The organism is Streptomyces malachitofuscus, from assembly GCF_055571035.1.
Map to the genome: position 1 here is coordinate 269,262 of NZ_JBVIGA010000007.1, position 23,302 is coordinate 292,563.

Here is a 23,302-nt window from a genome sequence, read left to right on the forward strand (position 1 = left end):
GACGCCCTCGCCGTCCCGCCGGACCTGGCGGAGGGCCGCCGCGCGGAGGCGGGGCGGGTGTACGGGCCGGCGGCTCAGGCGTCGACGTCCGGCCAGTCCAGCAGACGCGCGCCGATCACCGCCGTCTGCAGCATGTAACGGTGCGACGGGTCGGAGGGGTTGGCGCCGGTGAGCTTGCTGATGCGCTCGAGGCGGTACGTCAGCGCCCGCACGCTCAGCGAGAGCCGCCGGGCCGCCTCCGCGGCCACACAGCCGGAGTCGAAGTAGGCGGTGAGCGTGTCGATCAGGGGCTGGGCACCGCCACGGGCCGAGGTCAGCGGCCCCAGGGTGTTGTGCACCAGGTCGGCCATGGCCTGGCGGTCACGGGCCAGCACCGGGTAGACGAGCAGATCGGCGGCGCGCAGCACCGGGTCGTCCAGCCCCAGCCGCTCGGCGATCTCCAGGGAGCTCAGGGCCTCCTCGTACGACTGGACCACCCCGCCCGGCCCGGACTGCGGACGGCCGATGGCGACCTGACCGCCGTCGGTGGCGGCGTGCGCCTGCTTGGCGAAGTGGGTGAGCACCTCGCTCTGATGCCCGGGAGCGATGCACAGCAGCCGGCCGTCCTTGGTGGTGAGCAGGATGCTGCGGTCACCGAAACGGGCTATCAGCGCGCGCTCCACCTGCCGCGGCACCGGGTCGCCCTCCTCGTACGCGACCGCGCCCCGCGCGACGGCGACCGCGTGCTCGTGGGACAGCCGCAGACCGAAGCGCTCGGCGCGTTCGGCGAGCCGGCCCAGATCGCTGCGGCCGTAGAGCAGGTCGTCGATGAACTCCCGTCGCGCCGCCTCCTCCTGACGCACCGCCAGCCGCTGGGACCGCTCGTAGCCCTCGGCGAACGCGTCCACGACCTGCTGGACCGCCGCGAGCGCGCCGTCCGCCGAGTCCCCGCCGGCCGGCCATGCGCCGCGGGCGGCCGTCAGGTGGGCGATGACCAGGGAACGCAGCCCGAAGCCCGCCTCCGCGGCCCGTTCCCCCAGGGCCCGACGTGAGGCGATCTCGTCGCGGGTGAGGCGTCTGCCCGTCGCCGCCACCTCGGCCAGGATGTGGGCATAACCGTCCAGATACTGCTCCGGAAGCTGACGTTCCGTCACGCGGTTCCCCCCAACTCTTGACGCATCCCTGATGCGTTCGTGTGTACGCGTCGGCATGAAGACCCTAGTAAATCTTGCCGGAAACCGGCAATGCGCGCCCCTGCCCCTCCCGGGCATCATGGTCCGCGGGGAGCACTGCGGAAGGTTCCGGTGCCGGACACCGGCAGGTGTCCGCGCCGGAACCGGAGGGGAGCAGTGCTGCCCGAAGACGACGAGCGGTGAACGGAAGGGGGCGGGGATGCGCACATCCGTCCGTCCCGCCGCGGTCCCGCCCGTCACCCGGTTCGTGCGGCCGCTGCACCGGCCCTGCCCCGACGAACCCGGGCCGTCCCGGTCCCCGCGTTCGCGCGGTGCGGACCGGGGCGGTGTGCAGCGCGCGGTGCGCAGGCCCACGGACGGCATCCGTCCGCGGACGCCGCAGAACCGCTGCGCCCGCTGAGTCGTCTCCTCCTCCACCGGACATTCACCCGTCTCGTCAACGAGGCACCGCATCACCTGACTTCTGCCAATTTTTCAGCCCAGAAGGACGTGTCCCATGGATGCCGCCACCGTGGGCATCGCCGTACTCGCCGGCGTCGCCCTGTTGCTCGTGCTCATCGGCCTGCTGCTCGTCACCAAGCTCTTCCGCAAGGTGGAACAGGGCAAGGCGCTGATCGTCTCCAAGGTCCGCAAGGTCGACGTGACCTTCACCGGGTCGGTCGTGCTGCCGGTGCTGCACAAGGCCGAGGTGATGGACATCTCGGTGAAGACCATCGAGATCACCCGGGCCGGCAAGGAGGGCCTGATCTGCCGGGACAACATCCGCGCGGACATACGCATCACGTTCTTCGTCAAGGTCAGCAAGACCGTCGAGGACGTCATCAAGGTCGCCCAGGCCGTCGGCACGGCGCGGGCCAGTGACCGGAACACCCTTCAGGAACTGTTCCACGCCAAGTTCTCCGAGGCGCTCAAGACCGTCGGCAAGCAGATGGACTTCACCGACCTCTACACCAAGCGCGAGGAACTGCGGTACCGGATCATCGAGGTCATCGGCGTCGACCTGAACGGCTACCACCTCGAGGACGCCGCGATCGACTACCTGGAGCAGACGCCGCTGACCCAGCTCGACCCGGGCAACGTGCTCGACGCACAGGGCATCCGCAAGATCACCGAGCTCACCGCCGTGGAGCACGTCCGCACCAACGAGGCGCAGCGCAACGAGCAGAAGGAGATCACCCGGCAGGACGTCGACGCCCGCGAGGCGATCCTGGAGCTGGAACGCCGCCAGGCCGACGCCGAGATCAAGCAGAGGCGGGAGATCGAGACCGTACGGGCCCGCGAGGAGGCCGAGACCGCCCGGGTGGTGGAGGAGGAGCGGCTGCGCGCGCAGAGCGCCTTCCTGCGCACCGAGGAGCAGCTCGGCGTGCAGCGTGAGAACCAGGCCCGCGAGGTCGCCGTCGCCGCCAAGAACCGCGAGCGGGTCATCGCCGTGGAGAGCGAGCGCATCGAGAAGGACCGGCTGCTGGAGGTCATCGCCCGGGACCGGGAGACCGAACTGACCAGGATCGCCGCCGAGAAGGAGGTCGAGGCGGAGAAGCGGGAGATCGCCGAGGTCATCCGCGAGCGGGTGGCGGTGGACCGTACGGTCGCCGAGCAGGAGGAGTCCATCAAGAAGCTGCGGGCCGTCGAGGAGGCCGAGCGGCAGCGCCAGGCCGTCATCATCGCCGCGGAGGCCGAGGCACAGGAGAAGCTGGTCAAGGACATCAAGGCCGCCGAGGCCGCCGAGCAGGCCGCCACCCACCGCGCCGCCGAGGAACTCACGCTCGCCGAGGCCCGGTTGAAGACCGCCGACCTCGACGCACAGGCCAAGCTGCGGCTGGCCGAGGGGATCCAGGCGGAGTCCGCCGCCGAAGGGCTCGCCGTCGTCCAGGTCCGCGACAAGGAGGCCGACGTCATCGAGAAGGCGGGCCGCGCCGAGGCCGAGGCCACCCAGGCCCGGCTGCGCGCGGAGGCCGAGGGCGCACGCGCCAAGGCCCTCGCCGACGCGGAGGCCATCAGCGGCAAGCTCCGCGCGGAGGCGGCCGGCCTCACCGAGAAGGCGGCGGCGATGGCCGCCCTCGACGAGGCGTCCCGCGGCCACGAGGAGTACCGGCTGCGGCTGGAGGCCGAGAAGGACATCCGGCTCGCCGGACTGGACGTGCAGCGGCAGGTCGCCGAGGCACAGGCCACCGTCCTCGCGACCGGGCTGGAGAACGCGGACATCAACATCGTCGGCGGGGAGTCGGTCTTCCTCGACCGCCTCGTCTCCTCGATCGCGCTCGGCAAGGGCGTGGACGGCTTCGTCCAGAACTCCGAGACCGCACAGGCCCTCGCCGGCCCGTGGCTGGACGGCTCGGCGAGCTTCACCGACGACCTGAGCCGGATCCTGGGGTCCGTCTCCACGGGCGACGTGCAGAACCTCACGGTCTCCGCGCTGCTGATGCGGCTGATGCGGCAGGGCGGAGAGAACACCGGTCGGTTCAAGGAACTGATCGAGAAAGCGGGCGAGTTGGGTCTGTCCGACACACCGCTGGCCGAGCTGAACGGCCGCGCCAGGACCTGACCGCCATCCGGTCGGGAGCCGCCGCACAGGGGACGGCGGCTCCCGGCCGGTCCCTTCCCGAGAGGCAGCCATGACCACCGGCACCCACGAGCCCACGAACCCGGCCCCGCGCGAGACGCCGGGCCCGGGCGCACCCGGAACCAGCACTGCTCCCGGTCGTCCCGCAGCCGGCGCCTCTCCCGCGGCCGGCGCCCGCCAGGGCACGCCCGGAGCGAGCGACTCCAAGGGGGCACCCGGCACGGACCGTCCCCGGGGGACCTCCGACGCGGGCAAGAAGCAAGGTGTGCCCGACCGGGGCCGTCCCCGGGCGGCATCCGGCCCGGGCGGGCCCCGCGGGGCGTCCGGTACTCCCGCGCCGGACGGGGCCGGGGCGGCGGTCGACGGCGGCGCCTACCAGGTGCTGCGCGACCGCCTCACCGCGCAGGCCCGCGAACTCGCCCGCCGCGCCGAGGCGCTGAACCACCGCCGCGCCGAGGAGTTCGGCGCCCCGGAACTGCGCCTCACCGGCACCGAGCGGCTGCGCACCGACCGGAACAGCGTCCCCCGCGACATCGTCGCCGTGGGTGACGTGCTCCTCTTCGGCTACGAGGCCCGGCCCCGGCCCGACCGGGACACCGCGGTCGGCGACGTGCTCGCCCCGCACGACCGGGACCTCAACCGCCTCCCCGACGAGGCCGTGCCCGGGCTCCTCGACGACCCCGCCTTCGTCCGGGAGTTCGCCGCCCTGCACCGCTACTACCGCCAGGCCCGTCTGCTGCGGCTGCGCCGCGTCGACGGCAAGCTGCTCGCCGTCTTCCAGACCGGGGAGAAGGCCGGCGACATCCGCGTCCTGCGCTGGTCCGTCGCCGAGGACGGCCGCGCCGCCTTCCTCGACGCGCGCGGCGACCGCGACCACGCCGCCACCCCGCCCGCCGACATCGCCTGGACGCCCGCCACCCGGGAGAACCACGTCCTCGGCCGCCACCCGCACGTCTCCGTCCAGGACGAGGTCTTCGTCGACACCCTCGGCGGCACCCTCACCGTCAAGACCGAGAACGACACCGGCACCCCCGACGGCATCCACACCGAGCCGGTCGACGAGCCCCTGCAGTCCCTCGCCGACGCCGACATCGCCCACGCCCGCGTCGGCCCCCTGATCCTGCTGCGGATCCTCCCCTACAAGGAGACCGCACCCCGCCACCTGGTCTTCAACACCCTCACCCGCACCGTCGTCCGCCTCGACGGCATCGGACAGGGCTGCCGCCGGCTGCCCGAGGACCAGGGCATCGTGTTCCCCGGCGGCTACTGCCTCGCCGCCGGTACCCACAAGACGTACGAACTCGACACCGACGGCATGGAGTTCGAACGCGAGGTGCGCTCGCCGCACGGCGAGGACGTGCTGTACGCGTTCCACGCGCCCGGTCGCGGACGCGCCCTGCTGCTGTCGTACAACCAGATCCGTGAAGCGGTCGCCACCCCCATGGCCTGCCACGGCTGGGCCCTGTTCGACGACGGACAGCTCGTCCTGCTGCGCCCCGAGGGCGACGAGCCCGCCCGCGTCCACCCCGTCCAGCTGTGGGAGTCGCCCTACGTCTCCGACACCCACGCCGCGGCGCAGCCCGCCGGTGAGGGGGCGCTGGCCCGGGTCGGCAACGCCGACCTCGTGCGTGGCATCTCCGACTGCCTGTCCCTGGCCCGCTCCGCCGCCGAGACCACCCCGACGGCCGAGATCTACACCACCCTGGCGGCCGCCTGCGTCCGCGCCCTGGACACCCACCACTGGCTGGGCGAGCCGGAACTCGGCGACCTGCGCACCCCGTTGGAGCAGGTGCGCGCCACCGCCGCGCAGGTGCTGGCCGAGTTCGAGACCGTACGCGACCTCACCCGCCGGGCCGCCGACGCGCTCGACGAGGCGGACGGCCGGATCGCCTCGGTGGTGCGCCGCCTGCGCGGCGAGCAGCCACGGGAGGCCACCGCCTGGGTCACCGGCCTCACCGAACTCCGCCACGCCCAGGGCCATCTGCTGACCCTGAAGGACATGCGGTACGCGGACCACGACCGCATCGACGCACTGGCCGACGCGGCCGAGACGGACCTCGCCTCCTTCGGACAGCGCGCCATCGCCTTCCTGTCGCGCGAGGATGCCTTCGCCGCCCACCACACCGACCTCGAACGGCTGCACGCCGCCATCGAGTCGCTCACCACCACCGCCGAGGCCGCCCCCGTCGCCGCACGCCTCGACGAACTCGCCGACGGACTGCGCACGGTGACCGAGGTGGTCTCCGGCCTCGACATCACCGACGCCACCGTCCGCACGGCCGTCCTGGAACGGGTCGCCGAGGCCATGGGCGGCGTCAACCGCGCCCGCGCCACCCTCGACACCCACCGCCGGAGCCTCCTCGACCGGGAGGCACGCGCCGGGTTCGCCGCCGAACTGGCCCTGCTCGGCCAGACCGTCACCGGCGCCCTCGCGGCGGCCGACGACCCCGAGCACTGCGACGACCAGCTCACCCGGGTCCTGACCCAGCTGGAATCGCTGGAGTCCCGCTTCGCCGAGTTCGACGACGTCCTCGGCGAACTCGCCGCCAAACGCACCGAGATCTACGAGGCGTTCTCCGCCCGCAAGCAGAGCCTCACCGACGCCCGCGCCCGCCGCGCCGAACAGCTCGCCTCCGCGGCCGGCCGCGTCCTGGAGACGATCGCCCGCCGCTCCGCGTCCCTCGCCGACACCGACGCGGTGAGCACCTACTTCGCCTCCGACCCGCTCGTCGCCAAGGTCCGCCGCACCGCCGGCGAACTGCGCGAACTCGGCGACCGGGTACGGGCCGAGGAGCTCGAGGGCCGGCTGCGCTCAGCCCACGAGGAGGCCGCCCGCGCCCTGCGCGACCGTACCGACCTCTACGCGGACGGCGGACGCACCATCCGCCTCGGCGGCCACCGCTTCGCCGTCTCCACCCAGCCCTTCGACCTCACCGTCGTCCCGCACGGCGACGGCCTCGCCGTCGCCCTCACCGGCACCGACTACCGCGCTTCCGTCACCGATCCGGCCCTGCTCGCCGACCGCCCGCTGTGGAACCGGCACCTGCCGTCCGAGTCACCCGAGGTGTACCGCGCCGAACACCTCGCCGCCCGCCTGCTGCACGAGCACGGCCCCGACGCCCTGACCGGAGCCGACGACCTCGCCGCCCTGGTCCGCAGGGCCGCGGAGGAGGCGTACGACGAGGGCTACGAGCGGGGCGTCCACGACCGCGACGCCACCGCGATCCTCACCGCCCTGCTGCCTCTGTACGACGGCGCCGGAACCCTGCGCCACGCCTCCGCGGCCCGCGCCCACGCCCTGCTGTACTGGGCCCACGGCACCACGGACCGGGAGCGCGAGGACCTCATCCGCCGCGCCCGCTCCCTCGCCCGGGTCCGCGACGCCTTCGGCCCGCCGCCCGCACTGGACGCGCTGCGGACCGAACTGGCCCGCGCCGTCGGGGAGTGGGACGAGGGCGCCACCGTCCGCGCGGACGCCTGTGCCGCGTACCTCTTCGACGAACTGACCACCGGCCCCGACGGCTTCGTGATCAGCTCCCGGGCCCGCACCCTCCTCGACAAGTTCCGCCGCACGGTCGCGACCGACGCCTACGACGAGGACCTCCCCGCCCTCGCCGACCTCACCGCCCGCCGCCAGCTGGTCGAGGCCTGGCTGACCGCCTACACCACGGCCACCGGCGAGCGGGTGACGCCCGGCGACCTCGCGGAGGCCGTCGCCGCCGAGCTCTGCCCCGACGTGCCCCGCCACGAGTCGGACGCCCCGCTGACCGTCACGGTGGAGGGTCTGACCGCCACCCACCCGAGGATCACCGAGCGCCGCCTCACCCTCCGCCTGGACGAATTCCTCTACCGCACCGACGCGTTCAGGACGTCCGACGTACCAGCCTTCCGCGCCTTCCAGCGCCGCCGCACCGCCCTCGTGACCGCCGAACGCACCCGGCTGCGCCTGGACGACCACCGGCCCCGCGTGATGTCCTCGTTCGTCCGCAACCGGCTGGTCGACGAGGTCTACCTCCCGCTGATCGGCGACAGCCTCGCCAAACAGCTCGGCACCACGGGGGAGTCCGCCCGCACCGGCACCGGCGGCCTGCTGCTGCTCGTCTCCCCGCCCGGCTACGGCAAGACCACCCTCGTGGAGTACGTGGCCCACCGGCTCGGACTGGTCCTGGTCCGCATCAGCGGCCCGGCACTCGGCCACGGGGTCACCTCCCTGGACCCGGCCGAGGTGCCGAACGCCACCGCCCGCCAGGAGGTCGAGAAGATCAACTTCGCGCTGGCCGCCGGAAGCAACACGCTGCTCTACCTCGACGACATCCAGCACACCTCGCCCGAACTGCTGCAGAAGTTCATCCCGCTGTGCGACGCCACCCGCCGGATGGAAGGCGTGTGGGAGGGCGAACCCCGCACCTACGACCTGCGCGGCAAGCGGTTCGCCGTCTGCATGTCCGGCAACCCCTACACCGAGTCCGGCGAGGCCTTCCGGGTTCCCGACATGCTGGCCAACCGCGCCGACGTGTGGAACCTCGGCGACGTCCTCGCAGGCAAGGAGGACGTCTTCGCGCTCAGCTTCGTGGAGAACGCCCTCACCGCCAACCCGGTGCTCGCCCCGCTCGCCTCCCGCGACCGCGCCGACCTGGACCTGCTGATCCGCCTCGCCGGGGACGACCCCACGGCCCGCCCCGACCGGCTCACCCACCCCTACGCGCCCACCGAGCTGGACCGGATCCTGGCCGTGCTGCGCCACCTGCTCACCGCCCGCCGGACGGTGCTGGCGGTCAACGCGGCCTACATCGCCTCCGCCGCCCAGTCCGACGAGGCCCGCACCGAGCCACCGTTCCGGCTCCAGGGTTCCTACCGCAACATGAACAGGATCGCCCAGCGGATCCAGCCCGTCATGAACGACGCCGAGCTGGCCGCCGTCATCGACGACCACTACGCGGCCGAGGCCCAGACCCTCACCACCGGCGCCGAGGCGAGCCTGCTCAAGCTGGCCGAACTGCGCGGCACGCTCACCCCCGACCGGGCGGCCCGCTGGGCCGAGCTCAAGGCCGCCCACGTCCGCACCCGGACCGCGGCCGGTTCCGAGGACGACGCGACGGCCCGCGCGGTGGCCGCCCTGGCTCTGCTCGGCGACCGTATCGCCGCGGTGGAGTCGGCCATCACCCGGGCGGCCGACCCGCGCCGGCTCCTGGCCCACCCGGGCCCCGAGCAGGGCTGATGTCGCCCGCCCGCGGGAACGAGCGGCGTGCCGACGCCAGGAGCCCGTCCGCCACGGCGTCCGCCTGAGCGCGGCGAGCGGGACCGCCCCCGCACGAGGGCGACGGACGACGTGGCCGCCCCGGCCGCACGCGGTGCCGGTGCTTCGCGCCCGACCGGAGCGCGTGCCCGTGCGTCCGCGTGACCGCATGGCCGGCCGTCGGTCACGTACGTGGCTCACCGAGCGGACGTGCCCTCACGCGAACGGGGTGTCCCCTCCCGCGGCGGACGCGGTCACCAGGGCCGCCAGCTCCTCCGGGGTCCGGGGACCGGCGGCCGCGTCGGCCAACAGCCCCTGCTCCCGCAGCAGTCGGGCGACCGTGACACCCCACGGCAGCCGCAGCCCCGCCGCCGCGAGCAGATCGGTGCGGGCCAGCGTCCCGGCCGCCGGACCGGTGTGCGCGCCCGACGGGGTGAGCAGGGCGGCGTCGTCGGCCCAGCGCAGCGCCAGGTCGACGTCGTGAGTCGCCATGACGACCGTCGTGCCGTTCGCGCGCAGCCCGTCGAGGGTGGTGAGCAGGCGTTCCTGGCCGTCGGGGTCGAGGCCGGCCGTCGGCTCGTCCAGGATCAGCACGCGGGGCCGCATGGCGACCGCTCCCGCGATCGCCGTCCGCTTGCGCTGCCCGTAGGACAGCAGATGCGTGGGCCGGTCGGCGAGCGCGGAGATGTCCAGCGCGTCCAGCGCCTCCGCCACCCGGGCCCGTACCTCCGTGTCGGACAGGCCGAGGTTCAGCGGCCCGAACGACACGTCCTGCCCGACGGACGCGGCGAACAGCTGGTCGTCGGGGTCCTGCACCACCAGCTGCACGGTGGTGCGCAGCGCCGTCAGCCCCTTCCGGTCGTAGCGCACCGCCCGCCCCTCCACGGTCAGTTCGCCGCCGTCCGGCCGCAGTCCGCCGCTGAGCAGGCGCATCAGCGTCGTCTTGCCGCTGCCGTTGCGCCCCAGCAGGGCCAGCGCGCGCCCTTCACGCACCTCGAAGTCGAGGCCGGTGAGCACGGGAGGGCCGTCCTCGTACGCGAAGGACACGCCCCGCAGGGCCACCAGCACGGACTCGCTCACGACAGGGGCCTTTCCAGTACGAGAGTCAAGGCGGCCAGCGCCGCCAGGAGCACCACGCTCAGCACCGTGAACCGGACGGAGACCCGCGCCTCCGGCACCAGCACGCGCAGGGTGCCGTCGTAGCCGCGCCCCGCGAGACCGGTCTGCAGCCGCGCCGCCCGGTCGAAGGACCGGACGAACGCGGTCGCGCCCAGCCCGCCGAGGGACCGCCAGGTCGCCGCGCGGGTGGTGTGCCCGAGCCGGGCCGCCTGCGCATCCCGGACGCGGCGCACCGAGTCGAGCAGCAGGAAGCTCATCCGGTACGTCACCAGCGCCACGTCCACGAGCGGGGCGGGCACCCCGGCACGCACCAGACGCGGCAGCAGATCCGACATGGGGGTGGTGAACGCGAACAGCAGCACACCAAGGGACGCCGCCGAGGTGCGCAGCAGCAACTCCCCGGCGCGCAGCGGCCCGTCCTCGGCGGGGGACACGAAGCCGTCCGGCCCGCCCACCTGCACCAGCAGGGTGAGCGCCCCGGTGACACAGAAGCCCAGCGGCACCCGGTAGGCCCGCCACAGCCGCCGCCCGGGCACCCCCGCCGGGCCGAGCAGCACGGCGAGCGCGGTCACCAGCACCAGGGCCGCGCCCGGCCAGGGCGGCAGCGAGATCGCGAGCACGGTGAGACCGAGCCCCAGTACGGCCTTGTCCACCGGATGACGGCGGCGCCAGCGACTGCTGTGCGCCGCCGCGTCGATCGGCAGCACGAGAACTCAGCCCCGCGCCCGCGCCGCGGCCCCGCCGCCGTCACCAGGACCGGCATCCGCCGCGTCCCCGAAGCCCGAGCCGTCCCCGTGCCCGCAGCCGGCCGCGTCGCCGGAGCCGGAGCCCGGGACGACTGACGCGGCCGTTCCACCGGTGCCGGCGAGCGGCCCGGACTCGTCGGCGGAGCCCGGGCCCGGGCCGGCCCCGGGTGCCGTCGCCGCCCGGGAGCCGGACGCCGCATCCGGGCCCGTCGTCGGTGCCGGCGTCCGGCCGTCGCTCGCCGGACCGCCGTCTCCCGCCCCCGGTGCGGCGCCCGCCGAGGCGGCCCGGGCCGCGCCCTGCCGTCGGCCGCGCCGCAGTCCGAAGTAGTACGCGAGGACGCCCGCGCCGATCGCCGCCTGGAGGGCGAACAGCGCCGACTCGATCTCGCCGGACGGCGGTTCGTACAGCGGCGAGATCCACGGCTCGTAGTCCGGGTCGATCTCGGTGATCGCGGTCTCCGCCTCCGCGTCCGCGCCCGTGAACGGCTCCTCCTTGTGGTCCCCGAGCCCGAGCACCAGCGGCAGCACGGCGAGCGCGGCCACGAGGAGCAGCAGCAGGCCGTTGATCCTTGCGTTACGGCTCATCGGGCCACCGCCTCGGCCGACTCCGCCGACTCCGCCGGCTTCCGCCCGGCCACCGAGGTCACGAGCACTCCGAGCCGCGTCAGTTCCCCCTTGCTGGACTGCACCAGCAGGCGCATCACCAGCACGGTCAGCAGCCCCTCGCTCACCGCGAGCGGGATCTGCGTGACGGCGAAGATGGAACCGAACTTGCCGAGCGCGCCCAGGAATCCGCTGCCGGGGTCGGGGAAGGCGAGCGCCAGCTGCACGCTCGTCACGCAGTACGTCGACAGGTCGGCCACGAACGCTCCGAAGAACACGGCGGCCATCAGCGGCACGTCGTACCGGCGCAGCAGCCGGTAGCCGCCGTACCCGGCCCAGGGGCCGACGATCGCCATCGAGAAGACGTTGGCGCCCAGCGTGGTCAGACCACCGTGGGCGAGGAGCAGCGCCTGGAACAGCAGGGTGATGGTGCCCAGCACCGCCATGACCGGCGGCCGGAACAGGATGGCGCCCAGCCCCGTACCGGTGGGGTGGGAGCAACTGCCGGTCACCGACGGCAGTTTCAGCGCGGACAGGACGAACGTGAAGGCTCCCGACGCACCGAGCAGCAGCGTGCTCTCGGGATGTTCCCGCACTTCACGGATGAGCGACCGGGCTCCGTGGACGACGAACGGCGCCGACGCGACACCCCAGGCGACCGCGTGCGCCGGAGGCAGAAAACCCTCGGCTATGTGCATGGCTCAGCAGACCCTCTCCAGCACCTCGTGGATGGTTGACGCGCCTTGGCCGGTCTCCTGGCTGACGGGTACCACCGCCCGTGCTCCGCCTTCCCGGGTCCCGAAGAACCCAGTGGCTGCCCGTGAGGGCCGGAGCCGGACTTCCCGATCACAGTGGCGAGGGCCGCACCGGTATCGCACCGATTTCCCGTCACCAAGGCGTGGTGACAGTAGTGCCCGTACCGGCCCGGTGACAAGCGGTCACAGGGGGCGCGCGGACGGCGCCCGGCAGCTCGCGTCCCGGCGCACACCTGCGCACTTGACACGCGCGGTGCCGTCCGCCGGGCCGGGGGACTGAGGGGCCACCGTCCTGGGCAGAACCTTGCTGCACTTAATATGCAACAGCGATATCCAGGCAACAGGGATGTGAGGTTCGATGACTACCCGACGCATACGGGGAGCAGCCGCCGCGGTGGCCATGGCCGGTGCGCTCGCCGCCTGTTCGGCGCCGGGCGACGGCGGTGCGGACGGCGGTGCGGCCGCCGATTCCGTCGTGATCGGGGTCTCCACCGAACCGGACACCCTCAGCCCCCTGCTCGGCTACGGCAAGGACGGCAACTCCAAGATCTTCGACGGGCTCCTCGCCCGGAACGCCGATCTCAGCCTGAAGCCCGCGCTGGCGAAGGCGCTCCCCGAGGTCACCGACGGTGGCCGCACCTACACCTACACCCTGCGCGACGGCGTCGAGTTCAGCGACGGCGAGCCGCTCACCGCCGACGACGTCGTGTTCACGTACCGCACCGTCCTGGACGACAGGACCAACAACCCCGCCAAGAGCGAACTGGACGCCGTCAAGGAGGTCCGCGCGGACGGCGACGACAAGGTCGTCTTCACCCTGGACTACCCCTACGCGGCCTTCGCCGCCCGCACGGTCCTGCCCGTCGTCCCCGAACACATCGCCGGGAAGCAGGACCCCAACACCGGCGCCTTCAACACCGAGCCGGTCGGCACCGGACCGTACGTCCTCACCGGCTGGAGCAAGGGCGAAAAGCTCACCTTCAAGGCCAACCCGGACTACTGGGGCGGCGCCCCTAAGGTGAAAAAGCTCACCATGGCGATCATCGCCGACGACGACGTCCGCGCCACCCGGCTGCGCTCCGGCGACCTGGACGGCGCCACCCTCCCGCCCAACCTCGCCGCCACCTTCAAGAACGACGACGGGCGCAGGACCCACCGGGCGACCACCTACGACTTCCGCGCCGTCACCCTCCCCACCGGCAATCCCGTCACCGGCGACACCGCGATCCGGCGGGCCCTGGACCTCGCCGTGGACCGCGAGGCCATGGTCGACAAGATCCTCGACGGCGCCGGCCGCCCCGCCTACGGCCCGCTGCCCGTGGACGACCCCTGGTTCGCCCGCGGCGTCGAACGCGACCAGGACCTCGACGAGGCGGGGCGGATCCTCGACAAGGCCGGCTGGAAGGCGGGCGAGGACGGCATCCGCGCCAGGAACGGCCGCCGCGCCTCCTTCACCCTCTACTACCCCTCCGGTGACAAGGTCCGGCAGGACCACGCCCTCGCCTACGCCTCCGACGCCAAGAAGGCCGGCATCGAGGTGAAGGTCGAGAGCGCCACCTGGGAGGTCATCGAACCCCGGATGAAGCGCGACGCCGTCCTCGCCGGCTTCGGCAGCACCGGCGACCCCGACTTCGGCCTCTACACCCTGCTGCACTCCTCCCTCGCCGGCGACGGCTTCAACAACATGGCCCTCTACGACAACCCGGCCGTGGACGAGGCCCTCGACACCGGCCGCCGCAGCCGGGACCCCGAGGTCCGGGGGGACGCCTACGACAACCTCCAGCGCGCACTCGTCAAGAACCCGGGCTACACCTTCCTCACCCACATCGACCACATGTACGTCCTCGCCGACCGCTGGCAGGACCTGACCACCCAGACCGAACCGCACGAGCACGGCTTCGCCAGCGGCCCCTGGTGGAACGTCGAGGACTGGCAGCCGAAGGGATGATGACCGGCGCCCCCTGGGGAGCGATGGCACGGCTCACGGCACGGCGGGCCCTGTACGCCGTGCCGGTGCTCCTCGTCGTCACGTTCGGCGTGTTCGCCGTCGCCGCCGCCTCCCCCTTCGACCCCGTCAAGGCGTACGCGGGCACCGCCGCGCTCGGCGCCGACCAGGAGACACTGGACCGGCTGCGGGAGAACCTCGGCGTGGACCGCCCGTTCACCGCCCGCTGGTGGGACTGGCTGACCTCCGCCCTCGGCGGCGACCTCGGCCGGTCCACCGTCATGCGGCAGCCCGTCACCGAGGCCATCGGCGAACGCCTGGTCTGGTCGGCGCTGCTGTGCGCCGTCGCGTTCGCCGTCGCTGTCCTGCTCGGCACCGTGCTCGGCGTGCTCGCCGCCCGCCGCCCCGGCTCCCTCCTCGACCGCACGGTCACCTCCCTCGCATACGCCCTGGAGGCGGCGCCGGTCTTCTGGATCGCCCTGCTCGCCGTCTGGCTCTTCGCCCTCGAACTGGACGTCCTCCCGGCCGGCGGCCTCACCGACACCGGCAGCGAACAGGTCACCTTCGGACAGGTCACGCACCACCTGATCCTGCCCGCCGGCGTCCTCGCCGTCTCCCAGCTGCCCTGGTTCACCCTCTACGTCCGTCAGGGCGTCGGCGACGCCCTCGCGGAGGACCCCGTGCGCGGGGCCAGGGCCCGCGGCCTGAGCGAACGCACCGTCCTGCTCGGCCACGCCCTGCGCTCCGGACTGCTGCCCGTGCTCACCCTGATCGGCTCCCGCGTCCCCGAACTCATCACCGGCGCCCTGCTGGTGGAGAGCGTCTTCAGCTGGCCGGGCATCGCCGCGGCCACCGTGGAGGCGGCCACCGCGGTCGACTTCCCCCTGCTGGCCGCGCTCACCACCCTCGCCACCGCCGCCGTCCTCGCCGGAAACCTGCTCGCCGACCTGCTCTACGGGCTGATCGACCCGAGGGTGAAGCTGAATGAGATGTGACTGACGTGACCGACATCAGCGTCGAGAAGACGGACGTCGAGTCCGCGGCCCCGACGGCGTGGCGCTCGCACGGCGCCGCCCGCCGCTCCACCCACACCCTCCGCCTGCGGGTCTCCGCCGCCCTGACCGCCGTGACGGTCCTCGCGGTGGTGCTGGTACCGCCCCTGATCCAGCTCGACCAGCAGGCCGTCGACCTGGCCGCCAAACTGCTGCCCCCGAGCTGGTCCCATCCCTTCGGCACCGACGACGTGGGCCGCGACCTGCTGCTGCGCTGCGTCTACGGACTGAGGGTGTCGCTGCTGGTCGGCGTCGTCGCCGCGCTCACCGCCACCGTGATCGGCACCGTCGTCGGCGCCACCGCCGGGGCGCTCGGCGGCTGGGCCGACCGCGCGGTCATGCGCCTGGTCGACACCCTGTCCTCCGTTCCGCACCTGCTGCTGGGCATCTTCATCGTCGCCATGTTCCGGCCGGGCGTCTGGCCGGTGGTGATCTCCGTCGCCCTCACCCACTGGCTGTCCACCGCCCGCATCGTCCGCGCCGAGGTCCTCTCGCTGCGCTCCCGCCCCTACATCGACGCGGCCGTCTCCGGCGGCGCGTCCCGGTGGCGGGTGACCGTCCGCCACCTCCTGCCGGGCGTCCTGCCCCAGGCCGGGCTCGCCGCCGTGCTGATGGTCCCGCACGCCATGTGGCACGAGTCGGCCCTGTCCTTCCTGGGCCTGGGCCTGCCCACCCACACGGCCAGCCTCGGCACCCTCATCCAGGGCGCGCGCGGTTCCCTGCTCGCCGGACAGTGGTGGCCGACCCTCTTCCCCGGCCTCTTCCTGATCATCCCCACGCTCGCCGTCGCCGGCCTCGCCGGTGTCTGGCGGGAGCGGATCAACCCCCGCCGCCGATCGGAGCTGATGCTGTGACGCCCGAGCGACCTCCCACACCGCCGACCACCACCGCGGCCCCCGACCACCGCTCCGTCCCGTCGCCGGAGGGTGCGTCGACCTCCGAGCACCGTTCCGTGCCGTCGGCGGGGGGTGCGGCACCCGGGTGTGGTTGCGTTTCGTCGCGCGAGGGTGTGGCGGATGAGCGGCGGTCCGTGGCGTGCGCCATCGACGCCGCGCCGCACGAGCGACCTCCCGTGCTGTCGGTCCGCGGACTGTCCGTACGCTTCCTGCTGCCCGGCGGCCGCCGGATCGCCGCCGTCACCGACGCGCACTTCGACGTGGCACCCGGCGAATGCCTCGCCCTGATCGGCGAGAGCGGATGCGGCAAGTCCGTCCTCGCCTCCGCCCTGCTCGGCCTGCTCCCCGCCAACGCCCGGACCGCCGGCCACGCCCGCCTCGGCGACCTCGACCTGCTCACGGCCGACGAACGCACCCTGGCGCGCACCGTACGGGGCCGCCGTATCGGCCTGATCCCGCAGAGCCCGGCCGCGCACCTCACCCCCGTGCGCACGATCCGCTCCCAGCTTCAGGAGACGGTCGCCCAGCTCACCGGCGTCCGCGGCCGCGCCGCCCTGCGCACCGCCGCCGAACAGGCCGCCGTCCGTGCCGAGTTCCCCCGGGGTCACCTCGACCGGCACCCGCACGAACTCTCCGGCGGCCTCGCCCAGCGGGCCGCCACCGCCCTGGCCCTGGTCGGCGAGGCACCCCTGCTCCTGGCGGACGAACCCACCACCGGCCTGGACCGCGACCTGGTGGACCGCACCGTCGACGAACTGCGCCGCCACGTCGACGCCGACCGGGCCCTGCTGATGATCACGCACGACCTCGCGGCGGCGGAACGCATCGCCGACCGGGTCGCCGTCATGTACGCGGGCCGCATCGTCGAACTGACCGCGGCAGAAACCTTCTTCGGCGCCCCGGGCCCCCGCCACCCCTACAGCCGGGGCCTGTTGGAGGCACTGCCCGACCGGTCCTTCACCCCCATCCCCGGACTGCCCCCGGAGCTGGGGGACCTCCCCGACGGCTGCGCCTTCGCCGCCCGCTGCGACCGAGCCACGGACGCCTGCACGGCCCTGCCGCCCTTCACGGGCTCGATCGCCTGCCACCACCCGGTCCCGGCCCCCACCCCGGAGGACATCCGTGCTTGAGCTGCACGCCGTCACCGCCGGCTACGACCGCCGCGCCCCCGTCGTACGCGACGCGAGCCTCACCGTCGCCCCCGGCGAGGCCGTGGGACTGCTGGGCCCCAGCGGCTGCGGCAAGTCCACCCTCGCCCGGGTCGCCGCCCTCCTCCACCGCCCCGACTCCGGGACCGTCGTCCTCGACGGCACCCCCGTGCACCGCTACCGCCACCGGGCCCCCCGGGCCCAGCGCACCGCCGTCGGCGTCGTCTTCCAGCAGCCCCGGCTCTCCGCCGACCCCCGCCTGCGCCTCACCGACCTGATCGCGGAACCCCTGCGCGCCACGGGCCGGCGGGCCACGGTCCCGGACCGCGTGGCCGAACTCGCCGAGACCGTCGGCCTCACCCCCGACCTGCTCACCCGCCGCCCCCACGAGGTCAGCGACGGCCAGCTCCAGCGCGCCTGTCTGGCCCGCGCGCTGGTGCTGCGCCCCCGCTGGCTGATCTGCGACGAGATGACGGCGATGCTGGACGCGTCGACGACGGCCGCGCTGGTCCGTGTCGTCGAGGACTACCGCACCTCGACCGGAGCCGGCCTGCTGGCGGTGGGCCACGACCGGACCCTTCTGAACCGCTGGTGCGACCGTACGATCCAGTGGGACACGGTGACGTCGACGGCGACGAAGGTGCTCACCTGACCCCCGGCACGCACGCACGTCGGAGGGAACCGGGAGCGGGCCGCGCCGGCCCGCTCCGTCCTCGTCCTAGAACTCCTCCTCGCCGAGCGGTCCCCCCATGCCGCCGAAGAAGCCCTCCAGGATGTCGTCGACGCGCACCTCGGTGGCGCCCGCCGGAGCCGTGGCCTCCTTCGCACCGTCGCCGACCCGCAGCACCAGGGCGAACTTCTTGACCTTCGCCGTCTCCGCCAGCTTGGCGAGGTCCACGGACACCTCGGTCAACTCACCGTTCCTCAGCGTGAAGTCGGCGGTGACCTTCTTGTTCGGCGCGTCCTTGAAGTCCTTGGCCGTGGGCAGCTCCCCGCCGCCCCCCGGAAGGTCCTTCTGCAGCGGCCGGAGCGCGTCGAACAGCTCGGTCATCAGCGTGCGGAACGGCGCCGTGGCCTTGATGTGCTCGGTGCCGTCCGATCCGCCGGAGGTCTCGAAGTCGACCTGCCGGGCGACGACCTGCCGCAGCGCGTTGGTCAGCTTCTTCTGCGCCTTGGCGGAGAGGGTGGGTTCCGCCGAGGGCTCCGCGCCCCCGGCGCCCTCCGCCCCCGACATCTGCTCGCCGGTCTCCTTCAGCTCCTTCGTGGAGACCTTGATCCACTCACCGGCGAGGAGCTTCTTGAACGCCCCGGCTTCGGCGGGCAGTTCGTCGGCCGGCGGCACGGGGGCGCCGGCCATCGTCGCGAGCTCCTCCGCGTCGACGCGGAGGTAGACGTGGTCGCCGACCAGCCGGTACTCGAGCAGATCGCCCTCCGCGCCGCCGACCTTCACCGCCATGCCGGTGAAATCCTTCTCGCCGGACTTCTCGAGCGGCTTCCTCGACTGCACGGAGACGGAGATCCGTGCCTCGCTGAGCCACTCGGCGACCTCGTCGGGCATCTCCTCGCCCGGCTCCGACGACTTGGCGTCCAGGGCCTTCAGCGTGGCCGCGTCGGTGTCCAGATCCAGCTCGAACGAGAGCGAGCGCTTCTCACCGAGCTTGTCGAAGGCGTTGTCGAGCTTCTGACCCGCGGACAGGTTCTCCACGGTGCCGCAGGCGGCGGAACCGGCCAGGACGGCGGTGGCGACGGCGGTGGCGGTCAGAGTTTTGCGTATGGCGGAAATGACGTTCTCCTCGTGAAGGCGACCGGATCGGTCACTCAGGAGACCGATCATCGAGCCGAACGGTTGTACGCCTCAAGTGATTTGATGACCGGACGTCACATCGAACCGCATCATGATGGGCATATAGGAGAGCATGTCCACTCCTCCACCGAATTCGCCCGGAGTGCAGGTCTGTTCCCTCAAGCGGGACACTCCGCAGTCGATCCCGGCGAACAGCCCGTACACGATCATCAGGTTCCCCTTCGGGAGCGCCGAGTCCACCGACCGCTTCGCCATGCACCAGGTCAACCAGCCGGACGGATACGTGGTCACCAACTGGGACTCGGACAACCGCTCCGGCTTGATATGGCCCAGCACAGCCGGCTGGGGCACCCTGTACGCGATGATCCAGTGGGAGGCGGGAGGCTACGACGAACTGCGCGACCAGTTCGTCCGGGACCCGCTCGGCCTCACCCCGTCGCCCAACGACACCACGGCGACGGAGCACCGGCCGCCCAGTCCCGGCATGCAGTGCTGGACGAAGCACTGGGGCATCTTCGTCGACCCGGCCGTCCCGCTCGCCCTGCGCGCCACCCATGACGACAGCGTGGCGCGGAACATCGTCCTGGCGGAGTTCAAACTGGTGATACACGAGGCCGCCTGACGGTGCACGGCGGCCGGTGGAAAGGCCGTCGTGCACACCGTCGTCACCGGGAGGGCCGAGCGTCCCGGGACCTCCCGGGTCCTGATCACATACGGTGCCTGGGTGCTCCCCACGTCCCTGCCTCCGTCCCCCCGGCTGGCCGGCCTGACACCGGCGCGTCTGTCCCCGGGGTACTTCGCCCTCGTCATGGCCACGGGCATCCTCGCCGTCGGCTGCCAACTGCGCGGCTGGACGCCGGTCTCCCGGTCCCTGCTCGTCCTCACCGCCGTCGAGTACGCCCTGCTGGTCGTCCTCACCGTCTGGCGTTTCGTCGCGCACCGCCGTGAACTCGCCGCGGATGCCCACGACACCCGCAAGGCGTTCCTCTTCTTCACCTTCGTCGCGGGCACCGACGTCCTCGCCGTCGGCCTGGCCGGCCAGGGCCACTTCGTCCCGGCCGCCGTCCTCCTCGTGATCGCCGCGCTCACCTGGGTGGTCCTCGGCTACACCATCCCCTGGGCGGCGGTCCTGGGCCGCAGCGAACGTCCGGTCGTGGCGGCCGCCAACGGGACCTGGTTCGTCTGGGTGGTCGCCAGCCAGTCGGTCGCCGTGGCCGCCGCGACCCTGGAACCCCACTACGAGGCCGCACGCCAGGGCCTGGCCGTCGTCGCGGTCTTCTCCTGGTCGGTCGGCTGCGTCCTCTACGCCGCCTCCGCGATCTTCGTCTCGCTCCGGCTGATGCTCTACCCCCTCGAACCGCGCGAACTGGACCCGCCCTACTGGGTCTCGATGGGCGCGGTCGCCATCACGGTGGTCGCGGGCGCGCGCATCGTGGAGATGGAGAGCGCCCCCATGGTCGACGCGGTGCGCGGCCTGGTGGCGGGCATGTCGGTCGTCTTCTGGTGTTTCGCGACCTGGCTCGTCCCCGTCCTGATCGCCGTCGGCGTCTGGCGCCACGCCGTCCACCGGGTGCCCCTCGCCTACGAGCCCACCTGGTGGAGCATCGTCTTCCCCCTCGGCATGTACGCCGTCGCCGGCATGTACCTCGGCCGCGCCGACGACCTGCCCATCGTGGAATGGATCGGCCAGGCCTGGCTCTGGGTCGCCCTCACCGCCTGGACCCTGGTCTTCCTCGCCATGCTCCACGCCCTGCTCACCACCAGGTCGCCGGAGCCGGAACGGACCTGATCCGCTCCGTCGGGACCGGCGCGGTCCGCCCCGTCAGCCCTCGTCGGCAGCGGCGGCCAGGATCCGGGCCAGCTCCTCGGGCCGGGTGACCATGGGCCAGTGGCCGGAGCCGATGTCGACGAAGTCGACGTGCTCCGCACGAGCGAGCTCCGGAATCCCGCCGGCGTCGATCCACCCCCGCACCTGCGCCACGGTGAACTCGGGGCACACGACGACGACCGGGACGCCGAACCGCCGTTCGTCCGCCAGCCGTACCACGCCCCGGGCCACGCCCTCGGGCACCGGGATCGCGCCGTCCGCCAGCTCCTTCCGGGCCTCGTCGTCCAGGTCGGCGGCGTCCGGCCCTTCGAACGGGCCCCACCCCGGAAAGGGCATCACCCCGTCATGCACCTCGAACAAGTCGGCGTACGGCTCGCCGTCGACGGTGGGGAAGCCGCCGACGAGGGCGACCTTGGCCACCGCTTCCGGGCGCCGGTCGGCGGCCAGCCAGGCCAGCGCACACGCCGCGGAATGACCGACGACCATGGGCCTGCCCGACGCCCCGTCGACGGCGGCGAGCACGGCCTCCACCTGGTCGTCGAGCGTGGCGGAGACGGAACCGTCCCCCTGCCCCGGGAGCGTGAGTGGCACGGGGCGGTGGCCGAGAGCCTCCAGCGCGGACGCGACGCGGTCCCACACGGAACCGCTCAGCCACAGGCCGCCGACAAGCACGATGTCCATGATCGGTACCTCCTTCTCCGACTGCGTGGAGCCTCACCGTAGGAGCAGATCCGGACGATCCACTGCCGGATTCCCGCGGAGCCCGCACAAGGAGCCGGCGGACTAGCCTGCTCCCGTGCCGAACGACCTCAGTCCCACCGCGCGAGCGCTGCGCGCCCTGGAGATCCTCCGGGCCCGGCCCAGTACGACGGCCGGCGAACTGGCCGTGCGGCTGGGCGTCACGGAGCGGGCCGCACGCCGGTACGTCGGGATTCTGCGCGAGGCCGGCATCCCCGTGGAGTCCGCGCGAGGGCCGCACGGCGGGTACCGGCTGGGGCGCGGCACCCGGCTGCCTCCCGTGCAGTTCACGCAGGCCGAGGCGGTCGGTCTGGTGATGGCGGTACTCGGCGGCCAGCCGGCCGCGGCCGACGCCGGCGATCTGGTCGGCACGGCCCTGGACAAGGTGGTCAAGGCGCTCCCGGAGGGCGTCGGCCGGCAGGCGGCACTGCTCCGGTCGTACGCGTCGGCCGCCCCCGACCCCCACTCGGCACGCCCGGATCCCGCCGTCACCAGCGAACTCGTCGAGGCCGTCGCCGCCGGCCGACGCGTGTCGGTCACGTACCGCAGCGAGGCCGGCAACGAGTGGGAGGCGGAGGTGGATCCCTGGTCCGTCGTCGTCCGGTACGGGCGCTGGTACCTGCTGTGCCACTCCCATCGCGCGGACGCGATCCGCACCTACCGCATCGACCGGGTCCGCGCCGTCCGGCCGACCGGACACGGCTTCGCACCGCCCAGGGGCCTCGACCCGATCGCCGTACTGGAGAAGAACCTGGGCCTCGGCTGGGAGTTCCCCACCCGCGTGGTCTTCGACGCACCCCTGACCGAGGTCGCCCCGTGGATCCGTCCCCCCATGGGACGGCTCGAACCCCGGGGAGAGGGATGCCTGCTGGAGGGCAGCACCCGCAACCCGGACATGTACGCGCAGGAGTGGCTGGCGAGGGTGCCCTTCCCCTTCCGCGTCGACGGCGGGAGCGAACTGCGCAGCGCCGTCGCGGAGCTCGGGGCACGCTTCACGGCCGCGGCGACGGAGCGTTGCTGACCGGGCCGCCGGAGTCCGGTGTCGTCAGCACCGCTCGGACGGTCTTGCCGCTGGGTGGGTAGGGGACGCAGTCCCAGGAGTCGGCGAGGGCTGTGACGAGGGTGAGGCCGCGTCCGGTGGTGCCGAGTGGGTCGGTGTCCGTGGGGCGGGGGAGCGGGCGCAGGTCTCCGCGGGCGTCGCTGACCTCGATACGCAGGCGGGCCGCCGGGTCGAGGGCGAGCGTGAGCCGGAAGCAGCGGCCGCGCACGCGGCCGTGCATAACGGCGTTGGCGGCCAACTCCGCGACGACGAGTTCGGCACGCTCCATGAGCTCTCGCGAGGCGCCCCGGGAACGCAGCTCGGTCACCGCGAGCAGCCGGGCGAGACGGGCGCCGCGCGGCGTCGACGACAGCAACTGCGTGAAGGTGTGAACGGGCGTGCCGACGCAAGGTGTTGCTTGGTTCATGGCGTCAGAGTGGCGGCCCGGTGCGGGCGGGGGCGAGTGCCGCGCCCCGTACGGAGAGCGGGCGTACGACCGGGAGAGACGGGCGGTACGCCGGTGAGCTCCTCGCCTGTTGCGCGATACTGAGCTGCCATTGAGGAAGTGATCCCGGTAGGGCGTCGGCGCAGCGATTGACCACCGCTGCCGACAACGCGACCGGTTCACCCTGTTGCGCCCCCTTCGGCGCATCAGGGTACG

18 protein-coding genes, 1 pseudogene and 1 riboswitch are annotated in these 23,302 nt (G+C 73.1%); of the genes and pseudogenes, 11 read left to right on the forward strand and 8 right to left on the reverse strand.

Annotated elements, in window-relative coordinates:
* Window positions 1-74 precede the first annotated feature (74 nt).
* A complete protein-coding gene (locus tag ACZ44S_RS13200) occupies window positions 75-1,133 on the reverse strand; it encodes a PucR family transcriptional regulator (RefSeq protein WP_466927942.1) in 1,059 nt (352 codons plus the stop codon).
* A gap of 238 nt (window positions 1,134-1,371) precedes the next feature.
* On the opposite strand from ACZ44S_RS13200, the gene ACZ44S_RS13205 reads away from it, so the two are divergent.
* The 3 genes from ACZ44S_RS13205 (at window position 1,372) to ACZ44S_RS13215 (ending at window position 8,950) form a co-directional block, all read left to right on the forward strand.
* Entirely contained in the window at window positions 1,372-1,572 is a 201-nt protein-coding gene (locus tag ACZ44S_RS13205) for a hypothetical protein (RefSeq protein ID WP_466927945.1), read from the forward strand.
* A 96-nt stretch (window positions 1,573-1,668) separates the two neighbouring features.
* On the forward strand, window positions 1,669-3,714 hold the full coding sequence (locus ACZ44S_RS13210) for an SPFH domain-containing protein (protein ID WP_466927948.1): 2,046 nt from the start codon (window positions 1,669-1,671) through the stop codon (window positions 3,712-3,714).
* Window positions 3,715-3,784: 70 nt separating this feature from the next.
* Window positions 3,785-8,950, forward strand: coding sequence for a DNA repair ATPase (locus ACZ44S_RS13215; protein WP_466927951.1), 5,166 nt, complete (start codon window positions 3,785-3,787; stop codon window positions 8,948-8,950).
* Window positions 8,951-9,184: 234 nt separating this feature from the next.
* On the opposite strand, the gene ACZ44S_RS13220 is transcribed toward ACZ44S_RS13215, so the two are convergent.
* The 4 genes and pseudogenes from ACZ44S_RS13220 to ACZ44S_RS13235 form a co-directional block, all read right to left on the reverse strand.
* Complete coding sequence (locus tag ACZ44S_RS13220; protein ID WP_466927953.1) at window positions 9,185-10,048, reverse strand: energy-coupling factor ABC transporter ATP-binding protein; 864 nt, start codon at window positions 10,046-10,048, stop codon at window positions 9,185-9,187.
* Complete coding sequence (gene cbiQ, locus ACZ44S_RS13225; protein ID WP_466927956.1) at window positions 10,045-10,794, reverse strand: cobalt ECF transporter T component CbiQ; 750 nt, start codon at window positions 10,792-10,794, stop codon at window positions 10,045-10,047. Before cbiQ ends, ACZ44S_RS13220 begins: the two co-directional genes overlap by 4 nt.
* Before the next feature lie 270 nt (window positions 10,795-11,064).
* A pseudogene (locus ACZ44S_RS13230) lies at window positions 11,065-11,418 on the reverse strand (energy-coupling factor ABC transporter substrate-binding protein); the annotation flags it as partial.
* A complete protein-coding gene (locus ACZ44S_RS13235) occupies window positions 11,415-12,134 on the reverse strand; it encodes an energy-coupling factor ABC transporter permease (RefSeq protein ID WP_466927958.1) in 720 nt (239 codons plus the stop codon). The gene ACZ44S_RS13235 and the pseudogene ACZ44S_RS13230, both read right to left, overlap by 4 nt.
* Before the next feature lie 30 nt (window positions 12,135-12,164).
* Window positions 12,165-12,347, reverse strand: a riboswitch (cobalamin riboswitch).
* Window positions 12,348-12,549: 202 nt separating this feature from the next.
* Here ACZ44S_RS13235 and ACZ44S_RS13240 point away from each other — a divergent pair.
* The 5 genes from ACZ44S_RS13240 (at window position 12,550) to ACZ44S_RS13260 (ending at window position 17,884) form a co-directional block, all read left to right on the forward strand.
* Entirely contained in the window at window positions 12,550-14,139 is a 1,590-nt protein-coding gene (locus tag ACZ44S_RS13240) for an ABC transporter substrate-binding protein (RefSeq protein ID WP_466927960.1), read from the forward strand.
* A gap of 23 nt (window positions 14,140-14,162) precedes the next feature.
* Window positions 14,163-15,131: an ABC transporter permease gene (locus ACZ44S_RS13245; protein ID WP_466927963.1), complete on the forward strand. Its 969-nt coding sequence runs from the start codon at window positions 14,163-14,165 to the stop codon at window positions 15,129-15,131.
* A 5-nt stretch (window positions 15,132-15,136) separates the two neighbouring features.
* A complete protein-coding gene (locus ACZ44S_RS13250) occupies window positions 15,137-16,042 on the forward strand; it encodes an ABC transporter permease (RefSeq protein ID WP_466927966.1) in 906 nt (301 codons plus the stop codon).
* 176 nt (window positions 16,043-16,218) lie between these two features.
* Window positions 16,219-17,214 (forward strand): ABC transporter ATP-binding protein, encoded by a 996-nt coding sequence (locus ACZ44S_RS13255; protein ID WP_466927968.1) that lies wholly within the window; start codon window positions 16,219-16,221, stop codon window positions 17,212-17,214.
* A complete protein-coding gene (locus tag ACZ44S_RS13260) occupies window positions 17,207-17,884 on the forward strand; it encodes an ABC transporter ATP-binding protein (RefSeq protein WP_466927970.1) in 678 nt (225 codons plus the stop codon). Before ACZ44S_RS13255 ends, ACZ44S_RS13260 begins: the two co-directional genes overlap by 8 nt.
* A gap of 66 nt (window positions 17,885-17,950) precedes the next feature.
* On the opposite strand, the gene ACZ44S_RS13265 is transcribed toward ACZ44S_RS13260, so the two are convergent.
* On the reverse strand, window positions 17,951-19,066 hold the full coding sequence (locus tag ACZ44S_RS13265) for a hypothetical protein (RefSeq protein WP_466927972.1): 1,116 nt from the start codon (window positions 19,064-19,066) through the stop codon (window positions 17,951-17,953).
* 82 nt (window positions 19,067-19,148) lie between these two features.
* Here ACZ44S_RS13265 and ACZ44S_RS13270 point away from each other — a divergent pair, with 82 nt between their 5' ends.
* Both ACZ44S_RS13270 and ACZ44S_RS13275 read left to right on the forward strand, forming a co-directional pair.
* Window positions 19,149-19,658 carry a hypothetical protein gene (locus ACZ44S_RS13270; RefSeq protein ID WP_466927975.1) on the forward strand — a complete coding sequence of 170 codons (510 nt, stop codon included), beginning with the start codon at window positions 19,149-19,151 and terminating at the stop codon, window positions 19,656-19,658.
* 102 nt (window positions 19,659-19,760) lie between these two features.
* Window positions 19,761-20,825: a tellurite resistance/C4-dicarboxylate transporter family protein gene (locus tag ACZ44S_RS13275; protein ID WP_466927977.1), complete on the forward strand. Its 1,065-nt coding sequence runs from the start codon at window positions 19,761-19,763 to the stop codon at window positions 20,823-20,825.
* 33 nt (window positions 20,826-20,858) lie between these two features.
* On the opposite strand, the gene ACZ44S_RS13280 is transcribed toward ACZ44S_RS13275, so the two are convergent.
* Entirely contained in the window at window positions 20,859-21,545 is a 687-nt protein-coding gene (locus tag ACZ44S_RS13280) for an alpha/beta fold hydrolase (RefSeq protein ID WP_466927979.1), read from the reverse strand.
* A 115-nt stretch (window positions 21,546-21,660) separates the two neighbouring features.
* Here ACZ44S_RS13280 and ACZ44S_RS13285 point away from each other — a divergent pair, with 115 nt between their 5' ends.
* Entirely contained in the window at window positions 21,661-22,623 is a 963-nt protein-coding gene (locus tag ACZ44S_RS13285) for a helix-turn-helix transcriptional regulator (protein WP_466927982.1), read from the forward strand.
* Here the strand turns inward: ACZ44S_RS13285 and ACZ44S_RS13290 are convergent.
* Window positions 22,595-23,068, reverse strand: coding sequence for an ATP-binding protein (locus tag ACZ44S_RS13290; protein WP_466927984.1), 474 nt, complete (start codon window positions 23,066-23,068; stop codon window positions 22,595-22,597). The genes ACZ44S_RS13285 and ACZ44S_RS13290 overlap by 29 nt on opposite strands.
* Between the last annotated feature and the right edge of the window lie 234 nt (window positions 23,069-23,302).

Coding starts and splice junctions, on each gene's coding strand:
- ACZ44S_RS13245 (WP_466927963.1), top strand. CDS start 14,163: ATGGCACGGCTCACGGCACGGCGGGCCCTGTACGCCGTGCCGGTGCTC.
- ACZ44S_RS13210 (WP_466927948.1), top strand. CDS start 1,669: ATGGATGCCGCCACCGTGGGCATCGCCGTACTCGCCGGCGTCGCCCTG.
- ACZ44S_RS13290 (WP_466927984.1), bottom strand. CDS start 23,068: ATGAACCAAGCAACACCTTGCGTCGGCACGCCCGTTCACACCTTCACG.
- ACZ44S_RS13240 (WP_466927960.1), top strand. CDS start 12,550: ATGACTACCCGACGCATACGGGGAGCAGCCGCCGCGGTGGCCATGGCC.
- ACZ44S_RS13215 (WP_466927951.1), top strand. CDS start 3,785: ATGACCACCGGCACCCACGAGCCCACGAACCCGGCCCCGCGCGAGACG.
- ACZ44S_RS13235 (WP_466927958.1), bottom strand. CDS start 12,134: ATGCACATAGCCGAGGGTTTTCTGCCTCCGGCGCACGCGGTCGCCTGG.
- ACZ44S_RS13280 (WP_466927979.1), bottom strand. CDS start 21,545: ATGGACATCGTGCTTGTCGGCGGCCTGTGGCTGAGCGGTTCCGTGTGG.
- ACZ44S_RS13270 (WP_466927975.1), top strand. CDS start 19,149: ATGTCCACTCCTCCACCGAATTCGCCCGGAGTGCAGGTCTGTTCCCTC.
- ACZ44S_RS13205 (WP_466927945.1), top strand. CDS start 1,372: ATGCGCACATCCGTCCGTCCCGCCGCGGTCCCGCCCGTCACCCGGTTC.
- ACZ44S_RS13265 (WP_466927972.1), bottom strand. CDS start 19,066: ATGATCGGTCTCCTGAGTGACCGATCCGGTCGCCTTCACGAGGAGAAC.